This is a genomic window from Clostridium sp. UBA1652 (assembly GCF_002320975.1).
GTDB classification, from domain to species: domain Bacteria; phylum Bacillota; class Clostridia; order Clostridiales; family Clostridiaceae; genus Clostridium_T; species Clostridium_T intestinale.
Window position 1 is genome coordinate 1 of sequence record NZ_DCLI01000069.1, and the last position, 16,572, is coordinate 16,572.

Sequence of the window (16,572 nt, forward strand, 5' to 3'; positions counted from 1 at the left end):
TAATCATTTTGCGACACTCCCATATTATAATTAGTCTACGGCATAACTGTTACGGAGAACCATATCACAAATAAATGAACTTCTTTATTTATAATTTATTAAAAAGAGTTTAGGGAGGGAGATTTAAATTTTAAAGTTTGAAAATGGAAACATGTCAGAGGTATTTTATGATGGAAATAATATTTATAGAAATTTAAAGCCCTACAGTAAAACCATTCATAAATTATTAAGACATTTAGAAAATAAAAAGATTAACTTTGTACCACGCTTTTTAGGAATAGACTATGAAAAAAATCAAGAGATTTTAACATTTATGGAAGGTAATACTGTTGAGAATTATCCATATATAGAGGCTCTTGTATACAAGATAAAAAACATTAAATTAATAGCAAATATGCTCAAGGAATACCATGATGCGACATTAGACTTTCATTATGGTGAAGAAGATGAATGGTTTTTAGAGTACAAAGGAAGTTTAGCTAAAGAAGTAATCTGCCATAATGATATTGCACCATATAATATTACATTTTTAAATAATGCTCCAGTAGGAATTATAGATTTTGATACAGCGTGTCCTGCTCCAAGAATATGGGACATAGCTTATGCTGTTTATAGATTTGTACCATTAAGTAAAAAAGTATATGTTCCTTATAAAAATGACTATAGAGATTATACGAGAGAGTGCGATAGTGAGGAACGAAAAGTTTTAATTAAAAAGTTTGCAGATTCATATGGAGATTATGAAGTTAAAGATATTTTAGAAAATGTGATTTTAAGGTTGGAATCGTTAATAGAATTATTTAATAGCGAATGCCGAAAAGGAAATATGGAATTCATTAAAATGAAAAATGAAGGTCATCAAGAGTTTTATGTTGAAGAAATTGAGTTTATAAAACAGAATATGAATGATTGGATAGAATAAGTGTGATTAAAAGTTAAACTTTTAGTTGCACTTTTTTCTTTTTTTAAATCATCAAACCAAAGTATAATCTATCTATAGCAATATAAATGGCGTGTAGGCTATGTTGTACTCGTGGTTGATACAATAATTCCATTTTTAGTGGAAGTTATTTGTAATTTTACAAAGGGAGGTGACGTGTTATCGTATACACATAGGGAATAAGCAGAAGAAAAAATGAAAGGAGGACAATATGAATAATCTAAATGCAAGACAGATTGAGTTTATTAATTTATTACTTAATGAAAAAGATTATAGAACAATTAAGTGGTATTCAGAGATGTTATCTGTTTCTGATAAGACATTAAAAAAAGACCTAATGATAATAGAAGATTACCTAAATAAATTCAATATAAGGCTAAATAGAAAGCATAGTTTAGGTGTGATGATAGAAGATGTTTGGAATGCTAAGTTAATTATTCAAAATAATCTCCATATTCAAGAAGATAAGGATCCTAAAATATCTGTTAATGATAGAAGAATAGATATCATTAAGACTATGCTTATGGATTCTCATAATAAAACTTCAATTCAAAAACTTTCAGATAAGTATTATGTAAGTAAAACCAGTATAATAAATGATTTTAAATATATAGAAGAGTGGTTATTTTCATTTGATTTAGCTCTTGAAAAAACTGTTGAGGGCACCCAAGTTATTGGTGATGAAATGAATATACGTAGGGCTATTGCATCTTTTTTGTTTGAGTATTCTAAGGTTGGAAGAAATGATAGAACTATTGAGGAGTTAGTTACCCGTCTAGATGGGGTTACATTAAATGGGCTTTCAGAGTTATTTGAGAATGACAAGATAATATATGTTAATAGGTTACTACTGGATTTGGAGAAAAAGTATAGCTGTATAATCGATGATCCTTATTATATCAACTTACTTACTCATATGTTAATTTCTATGGAAAGAGGAGCGAAGGGTAAGTCTAAATTCTCAAAGGATAAGGTTCAAAATCTTAAGTATAAAAAAGAATATGAAGAGGCTACTTTATGTATAAGCAAAATAAATAAGGATTTTAATATGAATCTTGATGAAGCTGAGGTTTATTACCTATATAAGTATTTTGTCTCCTTTGGATTAATAAAGGAGGAAATAAGTGAGGATTATAAGGATTTAGACAAGTTTAGCTCTATGACTATAAGTTTTAGAGATATTGTTACAGACAGTTTAGAGAAAATACTTAATGTGAATATAAGACAGGATCCAAAAATAATGGAGAAGCTTCTGCTTCATATAAGGGCAATGTTAAATAGAATCGAATATGACATACAAATTTCTAATCCTCTTATTAAAGATATTAAGACGCAGTATCCTCTACTTTTAAATGTATGCAAGGCTTCTTCTATGATGGCTTCCTTTAAATTAAAGCAAAAGGAAATTCCTATAGATGAGATTGGTTATTTAGCTTTGTATTATCAGCTGGGGCTTGAGAATCATCATATAAAGAAAAAAGTGTTGATTGTTTGCCATAGTGGATATGGTACATCAAAGCTATTAAGTACAAAACTTAAAAGGTATTTCCCAGACTTTGAGATTGTTGAGAGTATATCTTCTGAGAGGATTAAGAGTCAAAATATCCAAAACATAGACCTTATTATAACCACAGTACCTCTAGATTTAAAAGATAAACCTTGTTTACTTGTATCAGCATTCTTAAGTGAAAAAGATATAAAAAATATATCTGATTTCCTTAGTAATATTAAAGAAGTTAAGGGAGAAATATCTACAAAAACTCCTTATATAGGCAGCTATCTGTGTGAGGATTTTATATATTTTAATAAGTCAGAGAAGGAGGTTACAAGTAGCATCAAAAGAAGTTTAAAGAGAGCTGTTAAATTTAATGAGATAGATATAAGTGATAATCTAAAAATTTATATAAGTTTTTGTGAAAAGGAAGATAAATTAGCTCTTTGTATAAATGATATTGAAAAAGATAAAAAACAGTTAGCTTTTTATATACTTATGGACAGTGTAAAGGTTATGACTGAAATAATAAAAGAAGCCGTTAATTTCAATATTAATGATGATTATGGGAGTTATTTAAGAAAGTGCATAAAGAAAAAAGATGTAGTCAAGTTTTTCAAATTAAATGGTAAAGGTGAGATGAAAATGGAAGTAGATTTATCTAAAGTAATACGTAAAGAAACAATAAAACTAGATATGAAAGCAGCTACTAAGGATGAGGCATTAAAAGAATTAACTGATCTATTATATGAAACAAATGTAATTTCTGATAAAAAAGCTTTCTTGGATGATGTATATTACAGAGAAACTTTAGGGTCAACAGGTATAGGTAATAGAATTGCTATACCTCATGGAAAATCTCAGTTTGTAAGTAGGACTTCAATTGCTTTTGGGAAAACAAAAAACGACTTAGTTTGGGAGACTTTAGATGATAAGCCTGTTAATTTTATTATTCTTTTTGCAGTAACAGAAGAAGATAAGACAAGCACTCATGTAAGGCTTCTGTCAAAGGTTGCTACAAAACTCGGTGATGATGAAGCTTGTGAAGCACTACTTAAGGCTAATACTCCAGAAGATGTATATGAAATATTCACAAAGCAAGAGGAAGTCATTTAAAGTTTAAATATAAGAAAGGGGAAATGTATATGAAAATAGTTGGAATTGCAGCTTGTACATCAGGAATAGCTCACACTTATATAGCAAAAGAAAAACTCATACGTGCGGCTAAGGCCTTAGGTCATGAAGTTCATATTGAAACTCAAGGAACAATTGGAACAGAGGATGAACTTACACCTAAAGACATAAGAGAGGCAGATATAGTAATAATTGCAGCAGATATTAAAGTAGGAGGGAGGGAAAGGTTTAAGGGCAAAAAAGTTATTGATGTTTCAACAGAAATCGTAATTAAATCTCCAAAAGCGCTTCTTAATAAAATTGAAAAAGATTTAGGTCTCTAATTAATAATTTTAAAAAGGGGAGAACAATTTATGTTAAAGAAATTACAATTGAAAAAACATGCTATGACAGGTATATCATACATGCTACCACTAGTTGTTGCATCTGGTTTATTAATAGCTATTGGAAACTTGGCTGGAGGAAATCCTTCATTAATTACTGATTATAAGAGTTCTTATAATGTATGGCAGGCAGCGGTATCTTTAGGTGTTTTTGGTATGGGTTTGTTGCCAGCAGTAATGGGTGCAGCTATTGCATATTCTATAGCAGATAGACCAGGTATTGCTCCAGGACTTTTAATGGGTATGATAGCAAATGCAATGGGAGCTGGTTTCCTTGGAGGTATGCTTGGAGGATATCTTGCTGGTTATTTTGTAAATTTTTTAAAGGAAAAGTTAATTGTTCCTAGATGGGCTCAAGGGTTATTACCTATGATGATTATTCCGCTATTATCTTCTATTGTTATAGGATTAATTATGTTTTTTGTTATAGGAAGACCAATAGCTGCAGCATCAGCTTCATTAACAAACATGCTTAATAATATGCAGGGAGGATCAAAAGCTGTGTTTGGGGCAATTATGGGAGCTATGGCGGCCTTTGATTTTGGAGGACCTGTTAATAAAGTGGCATCACTTTTTGCAGATGGACTTTTACTTCAAGGGGTTTATGGTCCAGAAGCTATTAAAATATGTGCATCCATGATTCCACCTTTTGGAGTTACCTTATCTTGGCTTATAAGAAGATCAAGATACACTAAAGGGGAATCAGATAATATAAAAATAGCCTTTCCAATGGGTATATGTATGATTACAGAAGGTGTTATACCAATAGCAGCTGTTGATCCACTTAGAGTAATATTCTCTTGTTCTTTTGGGGCAGCTATTGGTGGAATGCTAATAATGCTTTTAAATGTAGGTTCACCAGTGCCTTCAGGTGGAATGTTTATTGTGCCAGCTATGCAAAATCCTTTAGGCTTTTTAATAGCATTAACAGTAGGATCTGTAGTAACTGCATTATTACTTGTTGTTCTTAAAAAGGATGCAAAGGAAGACTTGATTCTAGATGAAGAGGAAGAAGAGGTAGATTTATCTGGAATAGAGATAAAATAATTAAATCAAAAGGAGAAAGCTTATGTATGTTTCGATGAAAGAGATGCTAGATAAAGCAAATAAAGAAAATTACGCAGTTATGGCTATCAATTGTTTTAATCTAGAAACAGCAAGAGCTGTAATAAAAGCAGCAGAACTTGAAAATGCACCAATAATAATAAATGTTGTTCAGGAACATCTTTTAGATCACTGTGATAGTGAGCTTATAACACCTATTGTAAAAACTCTAGCAGCAAGGACTAATATTAAGGTTGCCTTAAATTTTGACCATGGACAAGAAGTCTTATTTCTAAAAAAAGCAATAGATGATGGATTTTCTTCAGTAATGGTAGATGCTTCACGTTTTAATCTTCAGGGTAATATTGAGATGACAAAAGAAGTTGTAAATTATGCTCACCCAAAAGGCGTAAGTGTTGACGGGGAAATTGGATGTTTAGGTGGAACTGAAGGGGAAGCTTATACAAGTGAGCAAATGTATACTGACCCAGAGGAGGCATTAAAATTTGCAAAAGAAACGGGTATAGATGCTCTAGCAATATCAATTGGCACATCTCATGGAAATTATCCTGATGGAATGGTACCAGAATTTGACTTTAACAGACTAAGGACCATAAAGGAGCTAACAAAAATGCCTTTAGTTCTTCATGGAGGATCTGGTTCTGGGAAAAGCAATATCTTAAAATCAGTTGAAAATGGAATAAATAAAATTAATGTTGGTTGTGATTTCATGAACTATAATGTTAGTGCAATTAAATCAATATTAGGAAATGAGCCAGATATAAATCATTATGTGATGATGCATAGGGTTGAAAATGAGAGTATTCAAATTGTAAGAGATTATATTAGATTATCAGGATCAAATAATAAAAATTAAAAGAAAAGGAAGTAAGGATTATGTTAATGAATATGAAAGAACTATTAAAAGTAGCACAAAAAGAAGGATTTGCAGTACCAGCTTTTAATACAAGCAGCAATATGATATTAAAGGGAGTTATGGAGGCATGCAGTGAAAAGAAGGCACCAGTTATTATTGCTATCCATCCAGACGAATTATCTTTTATTGAGGATAGTTTTATAGCAGCAGTTAAAGAAGAAGCTTATAAGTCAGAAGTACCAGTGGTTATACACTTAGATCATGGCGGAAGTTTTGAACAGATTTTAAGAGCTATAAGATGTGGTTTTACATCAGTTATGATTGATGCATCACATCTATCTTTTGAAGAAAATATTGCACTTACTAAAAAAGTAGTAGAAGTAGCGCATCCACTTAATGTTTCTGTAGAAGCAGAACTTGGAACCATAGGAACAACAGGTAATGGTGGAGAATATGGAACAGAAAAAATAATCTATACGGATCCAGATAAAGCTAAAGAATTTGTTGAAAGAACTGAAGTAGATACTTTAGCAGTAGCAATTGGGACATGTCATGGAATATATCCTAAGGATATGAAGCCTGAACTTAAGCTAGATTTGTTAAAGGTAATAAGAGATGTTGTAGATATTCCTTTAGTATTACATGGAGGGTCAGCTAATCCAGACGAAGAGATAGCAGAATCAGTAAAACTTGGAGTATGTAAAATAAATATTTCAAGTGATATTAAGGATGCTTTCTACAGAAAATGTCGTGAAATATTAAAGGAAGACTTAAGTGCTCGTGAACCTAATGCAATATATCCTCCATGTATTGAAGAAATGAAGAAGGTTATATATAACAAGATAGAGCTATTTAATGATGGTGATAAAGTAAAGTTTTATAAATAGAATATAAGTTTTAAAGAAGAAGTGCTCTTTTAGGATGTTAATGAGACTTGAAATAAAGTTTCTACGGAATAAAAGAGGGCTTCTTTTGTTCACTTTAGGTTGTTTAAATACATTAAGTTTTGTAGAGAATATCATTGACATTGATATAGGTAAATGTTAACATCTGAACATAAAAAAACATAATTATGTAAGTTTTAAATTTATATATAGGAGTGAAGTAAGATGGATAATGAAAAATGTGATTTAGTTCATGCTAATGGCGTTAAAGAAAAGAAGATGGAAGTTATAGATGGATACACAATAAAATATCACGCTAATGGAAAAACTCCTTGGTCAAAAGGGAAGATGGTAAATGATCAGCCAGATGGTTACTGGGAGTGGTATAGGCCAGATGGTACAATTAAACGCTCAGGGTATTTCGAAAATGGAGAACCTATTGGTGAGTGGACTACTTATGATAATAAAGGGGAAAAGTACAAAACTACTAATCACAAGAAAAAGGAGTAATAATATTATCTAAAACATAATCTCTAAAGTGAAGAATATAATCATTTAAGTAAAGTTATGATGATAAAAATGTACATATATACATCTTAAAGGAATATTCTAGTAATAGATAATTAGAAAAGGTGATATATATGTACTTATCTATACCAGAGGTATTTTATTGCAAAGTTAGATATGTAAAACAAGATATTTTAGATATAAATTATTCTTTTTTCGTAAGAGAAAATGAATACAAAAAAATAAAAATAGGGGCAGTTTTGCCTTCAAGTGAAGTAAAGAGATGGAATATAGCTAAAGCTTCTATGGAAAAAGAGGCTAATATCAAAGGTATAAAAATAAGAGTTGAATTTAGTAACTGGGATATAAATAAAGAAATAGAAATCATAAAAGTATTTATATTAGAGCATATAGATATTTTAATATTAACAGCTGTAAAACTTAAAGGCGGTAATGAAATATTAAATGAGGTGCATAAAGCTGGAATAAAAATAATTGCTATGGATTCGCTTATATATGATTCACATGTGGATTTATCTGTAGGGTTTAATATGCTTAAGGCAGGTGAGCTTCAAGGAAGTTTCCTTACTAAAAAGGTTCCAGAGGGAAGATATATTATACTTCATGGTTCACCAAATGGCGAAGTGTTAAAAATAGGTGCAATGGAATATATTAGTCCACTAGTTTATACAGGTAAAATTCAAGTTTTAGCAGATGAAGAAGTTCAGAACTGGTTATCGGAGAATGGGTACAATATAATAAAAAAAATTATATCTAAAGATAAAAATATTGATGCGATTTTAGCTCCAGTGGATAAAATTGCAGGAGGGGCGATTAAAGCTTTAACAGAAGAAAACATGCAAGGAAAAGTTATTGTAACAGGACAAGATGCAGAGCCTGAGGCAATAAAAAGGATTATTGAGGGAACACAAGCTATGACATTATTAAATGATTCGGTAAAGCTTGGGAAGACAACTATAGATTTAGCGATAAATTTAATTGAGGGAAAAAGTATAAATTATGATTATATAATAAATAACGGGAAAGCTGATGTAATATCTGTACTAATTGATCCAATACTTATAGATGAAGAGAATGTCTTTAGTAAAATTAATGAACTAGAAAGGCAATGATTTGTTATTGTAATAAAAAATGTACTTATATATAAGTAAAAAGAATATCTTAATAATAGATAAATAAAAAAGGGGATATTTATGTACTTGTCAATACCAGAAGTTTTTTATTGCTCAGTTAAATATGTAGATAAAAGTATTTTAGAGATTAATCCCCCTCTTTGTGTAAGTGCAAGACATGATAAAAGTATAAAGATTGGTGCGATTTTACCTTCTGGAGAAAAGTTTAGATGGAGCAAGATAAGATATGCAATGGAGCATGAAGCTAAACTTAAAGGGGTAGATATAAGTATTGAGTATAGTGATTTTGATATAAATAAAGAGATAGCAATAATTAAACGAATGATTTTAGAGAAGGTAGATGTTTTGGTGTTAGGGTCTGTAAATCACAAAGGGGAAAAAGAAATACTTGATGAAGTAAATAAAGCTGGGATTAAAATAATAGCACAGGATGCTCTTATTAACAATTGTCATGTAGATTTGTATTTAGGTTTTAATATATTACGTGCAGGACAACTTCAAGGAGGATTTCTAATTAATAAAGTTCCAGAAGGGAAATACATTATTTTATATGGATGTCCAAATGGTGAATTATTAAAAAAAGGTGCAATGGAGTATATTACGCCTCTTATTGATACTAGAAAAGTTAAAGTTGTTGCTGATGAAGCAGTTAAAGGATGGATGTCTGATCGGGCATATGATGTAGTAAAAAAAATAATAGTTGAAGACAAAAATATAGTTGCGGTTTTAGCTCCAACAGACAATATAGCTGAAGCGGTGATTAAAGCTCTATCTGAAGAAAATTTACAAGGAAAAGTTATTGTAACAGGGCAAGATGCAGATCCAGAAGCTATAAAAAGAATTCTAGAAGGAACCCAAGCTATGACATTGCTTAATGATTCAATGACATTGGGACGGATAACCATAGAATCTGCAATAAATTTAATAGAAGGACAAAGTATTAACTATGATTACATAGTTAATAATGAAATGGTAGACGTGCAAACAATACTTATAGATCCAATACTCATAGACAAATCTAATGTTTATAGCAAACTTAAGGAAACAGGTTACTCTAAAGAATATCTTATGTAAAATTTAAGGAAGGCTAGGGTCTTCCTTAAAATCATTCTATTGCTTATTAACTAAAACTTTGATAAAATATTATCAAAGTCTAAATGAAGAAAGGAAGCTATGAAATGAATAAAGTTATAAAAAATGATTTAGTAGTTGCTGAAATTAAAACATTAGGAGCTGAGGTAGTTAGTTTTAAAAGACTTGAAAACGGTTGTGAGTATATGTGGAGTGGAGATGAGAAGCTTTGGAATGGTAAGGCTCCTGTGTTATTTCCAAATGTATGTGCAGTGAATAATGGAGAAATAAAAGTTGACGGAGAAATATACAAATTAGGTAATCATGGTTTTGCTAGAAAAAGTGAATTTGAATTAGTTGAAGAAAGTGATACAAAAGCTGTTTATAAACTTTCTTATAACGAAGATACTTTAAAGATGTATCCTTTTAAATTTAATTTATTTATTACATATACTGTTGATGGAAACAAACTTAATATAGAGTATAAGGTAGAGAATGTAGATGATAAGGAGATGTATTTCCAAATAGGAACACACCCTGGATTTAATTGTCCATTAGATAAAGAAAGTAAATTTGAGGATTATTATCTTGAATTTGAATGTAATGAAACCCTTGAAAGATTATTCATGAATGATGCTAACGTATTAATCAATGATAAATCAGAAGTTATATTAGAGAATAACAACATATTACCGATAACACGTGAACTATTTAAAGATGGTGCACTTGTATTTAAAAATATGAATTCAAAACAAGTTGCCTTAAAAAATAAAGCTTCAGATAAAACTGTAACCCTATCTTATAATGATCTTAGCTACATGGGGTTATGGCAAGCAAAAACTGCTGATTTTGTATGTATTGAACCTTGGCATGGGATAGCAGATACAGATGGGTATACTGGTGAGTTTAAAGATAAAGAAATGATAATCACGTTAGAACAAGGGTCAAGCTATAATTGTGATTATACTATAGAAATAAAATAATAATATGTAAGTGATAGAGCTGTTGCACTAAATAATGGTGGACAGCTTTTTTCTTTAAATATTAAAAAAGTATAGTTATTTCTATATTATAATGTACAGGAGATACAAAATATTGTTTCTACATGTCGAAGTATGCTATAATCATCTATATTATCCACATAATATAATACATAATAAATTTTGGCAAAATAAAAAGTTTTACGAGGTCAAAAAGTGCAATATATAAAAAGTAAAAATACTAATAATAATATTCTTATATTAGCAGTTTTAAAATACACTATTTTAATTGCTATTATATTATTAAATAGTAACAAACGTTATATTGAAAAAAATTTAGTTGATATAAATGTTATGGAGTATCTACCTTTCTTTAAGGTGGCTATTATTCCTATTTCAATTGGAATAGGATTTTTTTTGAGATTTTTATTTTCTTACATTGGAGTAAAGAGAAAAAGTTATCATAATCAGATTATTGAAGATAGTATTTTTATAATATTTACTACTGCCTTAATGATATTAAATAAAAATAATAGCAGTGGCGAGTATAAGGTTATGTTTATGGTTATTATTATTTCATCAACAATTTCTTTTGGGAAAAGGTATGGTTTAAAAATAGCTGGAATTTCATCATTTATAGTTTTGGGATTAAGTTTAATTTATAATATTACTGATATAACTAAAAGTTACAGATTTGAAAATGATTTGTTTATGTGCGTTATATTTGGAGTAATAGCTTGGATATTAGGTAATTATGTGATATCAGAGCAAAAGCAGATACAAGCGTTAGAGGATGAATTAGAGATACAACTAAAGCAGCATAATTATATTGAGGATATGATGATACAAAATGAAGCTTGTTATGATTTATTAATTAAAAGTTCTTCAGAGGTTATCATTATTCATAATGAAAAAGGGGTGCTATTTCTAAATGAAAAAGCATTAAATCTGTTTGGGGTTAATCAAGGGGATGATAGTGCTAATAAATATGAGTATGTAATTGATTCAAGATATAAAAAAGAAGATAAGGTTTCAAATAGCTATTATAAAGAAATCTTATTAAATAAGTATACGAATATTTCCTTTGAAGAAGTTATAAAAAATAGTGAAGGAGAAGAGTATGTCCTCCACAATATATCTACCTACTGTATATATGATAAGCAGGCAGCCATATTAACCACAATGAGGGATATTACTCCAATAAAGCAGGTTCAGGAGTTAAAAGAAGATGTAAAAAGAAATGTTGCCTTATTAAATGAAACAATAGAATACAATAGATACATCACTGACTTTTTTTCAAATATATCACATGAGTTTAAAACACCTTTAAATATAATATTTTCATCGGTCCAATTGCTTAATATATATATTGAAAATGATGAACCAATGGGAATCTCAAAAAAGAAAGCGTATCTTAAGAGCATGAAGCAAAATTGCTATAGGCTTACAAGACTAATAAATAACATATTAGATGTAACTAAGTTAGATTCAGGTTTTATAACTCTTCAACTACAAAATGTTGATATTATAAGCTATGTTGAAAATATTACGATGTCTGTAATACCTTATGCAGAAAATAAGGGGATAGAGCTTATATTTGATACCTATGTGGAAGAAAAGATAGTAGCAGTTGATCCTAACAAAATAGAAAGAATAATGTTAAACCTCCTTTCAAATGCATTAAAATTTACGGATACTGGAGGAAAAATATACGTATCTATATCAAATACAGAGGATTCTATTATAATATCTGTAAAGGATAATGGAATCGGAATACCAGAAGATAAATTAGAGTTAATTTTTGAAAGATTTATGCAAGTGGACAAGACTTTAAGAAGAAATCATGAGGGAACAGGTATTGGCTTATCTCTTGTAAAATCATTTGTAGAACTCCATGAAGGAGATATACAAATAGTCAGTAAAATAAATGAGGGAAGCGAGTTTTTAGTAAATTTACCTATAAGATTAGTGGATAATCAGGAATGTATTATGGAAAAAGAAATAGAGGGAGACTTTATTGAAAAGGTAAATTTAGAGCTTGCAGACGTATATGGGGAAGTAATGAAAGAAACCAATGTGGAATGAGAAGTGTTCAACAAGTTATATCAGACATTTTTTATTCTGTTTCTAAAACTGAAAAATAATTAGGAGTATATTAGATTAAATAGTAAATCTAATATACTCCTTTCTTTTATTTTAATGAATTTTTTTGTTAATCTTCATCTAATATATCTTCAATATAGTTAACAATATCACTAATACTTTTAAATTTATGAACATCTTCATCATGAATAGTTATTTTAAATTTTTTCTCACACTCAATAACTATTTTTGCAATACTGATTGGTTCAACTCCGTGATCAGATGTTAATTGAGTATCAGCTGTGATGTCTTCGTAGTCAATATTAATAACTTCACCAATGATTTTAGCTACTTTTTCAAAAATCATAGTATTCCTCCTTTTATTTTTAGCGTAATTAAAGTAAGGGACTCATTTCTCCAGTATAGAATAAGCTAAGTCTATGAAGGGCTCTAGTGCATGCAATATAGAGGAGATTTTTATCATCTTTAGAGTAATAGGTATTTTTATCAGTATTTAATATTAATACAGAATCAAACTCTAAACCTTTAGAAAGATATATTGGAATTATAAAGGTTCCATCTAAAGTAGCCATGCTGTCACTTTTAATAAGTTTTATTTGGATTTCATCTTTTAAGCTTTCATATAATGAGGATGCCTCTTTTTCAGTTTTACATATCAACCCTATAGACTTATAATTATTATCTCTAGAGGTTTTAATTTCATTTATAATATTATCTTTAAGTTCAGCTAAAGTAGAAGAGGAATGAACTATAGGGGCCTCACCCTTTCTACTAAAACTATTGATTTTAAAGTCATCATTAAGAAATTTCTTGCTAAATTCAAGTATTTCACTAGTAGATCGGAAACTTTTATCCATTGTAATTAAGCTGGATTTTTTCTTACATAATATTTTATTTACTCTTTCATATAGGGATAAATTTTCTTGTTTTCCAATGGTTTGATTTATATCTCCTAAAATAGTGTATCTTGATTTTGGGAACAGTAAGTTTAATATTTCAAAATGAATAGGATAATAATCCTGAGCTTCATCAATTACTATCTGTCTTATTTCACTGTACCCATTGTTTGTATTTAATTTTAAATTTAAGAAGGAAAGTGCTACTGCATCACCATAAGATAATAAATCATTATCAAGATTTTTAAAGCTAAAGTCTAATATGTCTTCAATATTTTCTGGTAAATCCATACCTTTTGATAAACTATAAAAGTAGCTTTTGTTAGTAAATAGTTTTCTATATAATTCTAAAGGATTTAGTTCAGTAAACTTTCGTATTTCTTTAATTAAATTTGTACTCTCATAAATAGATAACATACGAGATGTTTCTTCAAGTTCAAATGAATGTTCTTTATAAGTCGTTACAAAGTCTGTTAACTTTTCTAGGTGGGTTTTATGATTTTTATGAACTTCTTCAAGAATTGATGCTTCCAATTGTTTTAGTCGTGAACTTAAAGTTATTGCTCTTTTTTCATTTAGTATTCTATTTTTTGATAGTTGTCTGTTTGATATATGTTTTCCATCATAATAAACATCTTTAAAATCTATCCATCTTCTAGGCAAATCATTAATAAAGCGATTTAGTATCTCAACAAACTCACTAGAACATTTAAATTCCATACTGCTTTTTATTAAGTTATCATTAGATGAAAGAAATGTTTCTAAAAGTTCATTCCTAGTTTCTATTTTAGGACCATTTAAAATATTGATAATTAATTCTTCAAAGGTTTTAGAATTTACGTTCTTTTCACCAAGCTCAGGAAGTACATTTGATATATATTGCTCAAATAAGGTATTAGGTGAAATAATTAGTATGTTATTAGAAGATAGCTTATCTGATAACCCTTGATACATAAGGTAAGCTGCTCTATGTAGTGCAACTGAAGTTTTTCCGCTTCCTGCAACTCCCTGTACCATCATTAAGTCCATTTCCATATTTCTTATAATCATATCTTGATCTTTTTGTATTGTTTCAACTATTGTCTTCATTTTAGAGGAGGTGTTTTGAGATAACATTTTTCTTAAAAATTCATCTATAATTTGTATATCTGCATCAAAAAAGTATTCTAACTTACCCTTATTTATTTCATATTGACGTTTTAGATTAACTTCTCCTGTTATTTTCCCAGATGGAGCTTCATAAAAGGCTTCACCTATTCCAAAACGATAAAATATACTTGATATTGGGGAGCGCCAGTCATAAACATAAATTTCACTTGAATCATCATCTATAAGAGAAGAACGACCAATATATATATTCTCATATTCATCTTCATCCTGAAATTTAAAATCAATACGAGCAAAGTAAGGAGAATTAAGCAGTTTTTCTAACGCCATTATTTTAGCAGCTTCCACTTCATATTCAGAAATTTTGTGAGACATAGGTTTTGCATATTGTCCTATTTCTATAAGGTCATAGAAATTATCCTTTACCCAAAGGTTAGATAAAGAGTGATTTGTTTCTTCCCTAAGCTGTTTTTTAGCTTCAAGTATTTCTTCACGAACCTTTTCACTATTTTTTCTTAAGGAAGAGAGTTGCTCTTCAGCTATTGATATAGTTTGATTTAAGCGATTGTTTTCGAAACCTAAGTGATCATAATTATTTTTCAATCTCAAAATCCCCTTTCAATGTATGATAGCTTTTCTATGATACTCCTAAAAATGTGCCAGTATAAGTCTTATATTAAGATTTTTAATATGGTATAATATAAGTGAGGGAAGAGTTATTTTCCTTTTAATAAGTTAAGAACTAGGATTGTTATTATGTATTTAGGATAATAACAATCCTTTATTGTTTTAGAGATTTAGATGTTATAATATTAGATATGATTTAGATAGGACTTTGGAGGGATAAAATGAAAATATATGAAGCTTGTGTTGGAAATTATAAAGAAGCGCTATTAGCTTTTGAAAAAGGTGCTGACAGAATAGAGTTATGTGATAATCTTATGGAGGACGGAACAACTCCTAGTTATGGTACCATAAAAAAGACTGTAGAGAAATTAAACATTCCTGTAATGGTTATTATAAGACCCCGAGGTGGAGATTTTACATATAATGATGAAGAACTAGAAATAATGAAATATGATATTCAGATAGCAAAGGATTTAGGGGCCCATGGGGTTGTTATAGGTGCAATTAAGGATTTTAAAATCGATAAAAAGATAATTAAAGAACTAGTTTCTATAGCTAAGCCTATGTCAATTACTTTTCATATGGCTTTTGATGAAATAGAAGATAAGAAAGCAGCAATTGATGAACTTGTAGAACTTAAAGTTGATAGAATTCTTACTAAAGGTGGAACTGGTGATGCAATTAGCAACAAGGATTTTTTAAAAGAATTAGTTGATTATGCAGATGGAAGAATTGTTATTATGCCAGGTAAAGGTGTAAATATAGAAAACAGAGATTTAATATTAGAATACACAGGGGCTAATGAAATACATGGAAGTAAGGTGGTCTAGCTATATAGGCTTAATGGGGTAAAAGAAATGAGTAGAGAAAAATTTATTTATAGCAGAATTAAATATTTGGTAGCTTTTATTATATTTTTTATAACAGAAGTTTTAATTGCGGCATATGTTCATGATGATTTTATAAGGCCCTATGTTGGAGATATACTTGTTGTAGTTCTCTTATATTGTTTTATTAAAATATTTGTACCCTATAAGGTTACACTAATGCCCTTGTACATATTTATATTTTCAGCTTTTGTTGAGATACTTCAATACTTTAAATTAGTTGAGATGTTGGGCTTACAGGATAATAGGTTTGCTAGAATAGTAATAGGTTCAGTATTTGATTGGAAAGATATATTGTGTTATGGAGTTGGATGTATTTTATTATATGGGTATGAAAAATTAATAGATAAATATCTTTAGGAGGAAGAACTGCTATCCTAAAAATATCATCAAAGAGATAATTATTTGTAATGTGTATATATGGTAAAATGATGTAAAATATAAATAGACCTATAATAGTGCAAAAACACTTGAATAATTTTACAA

General features: G+C 29.4%; 15 protein-coding genes. 13 read left to right on the top strand and 2 right to left on the bottom strand.

The genetic code is table 11. The features are described from left to right. The first annotated feature begins 151 nt into the window (after window positions 1-151). The 11 genes from B3N22_RS13925 (at window position 152) to B3N22_RS13975 (ending at window position 12,551) form a co-directional block, all read left to right on the top strand. On the top strand, window positions 152-922 hold the full coding sequence (locus tag B3N22_RS13925) for an aminoglycoside phosphotransferase family protein (protein ID WP_286908055.1): 771 nt from the start codon (window positions 152-154) through the stop codon (window positions 920-922). Window positions 923-1,151: 229 nt separating this feature from the next. Then, the gene (locus B3N22_RS13930) at window positions 1,152-3,548 is read left to right on the top strand and encodes a BglG family transcription antiterminator (RefSeq protein ID WP_286908057.1); all 2,397 of its coding nucleotides are present in this window, start codon (window positions 1,152-1,154) and stop codon (window positions 3,546-3,548) included. A gap of 29 nt (window positions 3,549-3,577) precedes the next feature. Further along, the gene (locus B3N22_RS13935) at window positions 3,578-3,889 is read left to right on the top strand and encodes a PTS fructose transporter subunit IIB (protein ID WP_021801553.1); all 312 of its coding nucleotides are present in this window, start codon (window positions 3,578-3,580) and stop codon (window positions 3,887-3,889) included. Window positions 3,890-3,919: 30 nt separating this feature from the next. After that, a complete protein-coding gene (locus B3N22_RS13940) occupies window positions 3,920-4,996 on the top strand; it encodes a PTS fructose transporter subunit IIC (RefSeq protein WP_073019535.1) in 1,077 nt (358 codons plus the stop codon). Between the two features lie 22 nt (window positions 4,997-5,018). Beyond that, on the top strand, window positions 5,019-5,870 hold the full coding sequence (locus B3N22_RS13945) for a class II fructose-bisphosphate aldolase (protein WP_286908059.1): 852 nt from the start codon (window positions 5,019-5,021) through the stop codon (window positions 5,868-5,870). A 20-nt stretch (window positions 5,871-5,890) separates the two neighbouring features. After that, on the top strand, window positions 5,891-6,757 hold the full coding sequence (locus B3N22_RS13950; protein WP_238906972.1) for a ketose-bisphosphate aldolase: 867 nt from the start codon (window positions 5,891-5,893) through the stop codon (window positions 6,755-6,757). 222 nt (window positions 6,758-6,979) lie between these two features. Beyond that, window positions 6,980-7,264: a toxin-antitoxin system YwqK family antitoxin gene (locus B3N22_RS13955; RefSeq protein ID WP_286908062.1), complete on the top strand. Its 285-nt coding sequence runs from the start codon at window positions 6,980-6,982 to the stop codon at window positions 7,262-7,264. A gap of 131 nt (window positions 7,265-7,395) precedes the next feature. Beyond that, entirely contained in the window at window positions 7,396-8,394 is a 999-nt protein-coding gene (locus tag B3N22_RS13960; protein WP_286908064.1) for a substrate-binding domain-containing protein, read from the top strand. An 81-nt stretch (window positions 8,395-8,475) separates the two neighbouring features. Continuing rightward, window positions 8,476-9,489, top strand: coding sequence for a substrate-binding domain-containing protein (locus B3N22_RS13965; protein ID WP_286908066.1), 1,014 nt, complete (start codon window positions 8,476-8,478; stop codon window positions 9,487-9,489). Window positions 9,490-9,593: 104 nt separating this feature from the next. After that, on the top strand, window positions 9,594-10,469 hold the full coding sequence (locus B3N22_RS13970; RefSeq protein WP_286908069.1) for an aldose 1-epimerase family protein: 876 nt from the start codon (window positions 9,594-9,596) through the stop codon (window positions 10,467-10,469). A 213-nt stretch (window positions 10,470-10,682) separates the two neighbouring features. Beyond that, the gene (locus B3N22_RS13975; protein ID WP_286908071.1) at window positions 10,683-12,551 is read left to right on the top strand and encodes a PAS domain-containing sensor histidine kinase; all 1,869 of its coding nucleotides are present in this window, start codon (window positions 10,683-10,685) and stop codon (window positions 12,549-12,551) included. 127 nt (window positions 12,552-12,678) lie between these two features. Here B3N22_RS13975 and B3N22_RS13980 read toward each other — a convergent pair whose 3' ends face one another. Then, a complete protein-coding gene (locus tag B3N22_RS13980) occupies window positions 12,679-12,915 on the bottom strand; it encodes an acyl carrier protein (protein WP_286908072.1) in 237 nt (78 codons plus the stop codon). A 28-nt stretch (window positions 12,916-12,943) separates the two neighbouring features. Further along, complete coding sequence (gene helD / locus B3N22_RS13985; protein ID WP_286908074.1) at window positions 12,944-15,175, bottom strand: RNA polymerase recycling motor HelD; 2,232 nt, start codon at window positions 15,173-15,175, stop codon at window positions 12,944-12,946. Between the two features lie 245 nt (window positions 15,176-15,420). On the opposite strand from helD, the gene B3N22_RS13990 reads away from it, so the two are divergent. Both B3N22_RS13990 and B3N22_RS13995 read left to right on the top strand, forming a co-directional pair. Then, window positions 15,421-16,029 carry a copper homeostasis protein CutC gene (locus tag B3N22_RS13990; protein WP_286908077.1) on the top strand — a complete coding sequence of 203 codons (609 nt, stop codon included), beginning with the start codon at window positions 15,421-15,423 and terminating at the stop codon, window positions 16,027-16,029. A 27-nt stretch (window positions 16,030-16,056) separates the two neighbouring features. Continuing rightward, entirely contained in the window at window positions 16,057-16,446 is a 390-nt protein-coding gene (locus B3N22_RS13995) for a ribosomal maturation YjgA family protein (protein WP_286908079.1), read from the top strand. The last annotated feature ends 126 nt before the right edge of the window (window positions 16,447-16,572 follow it).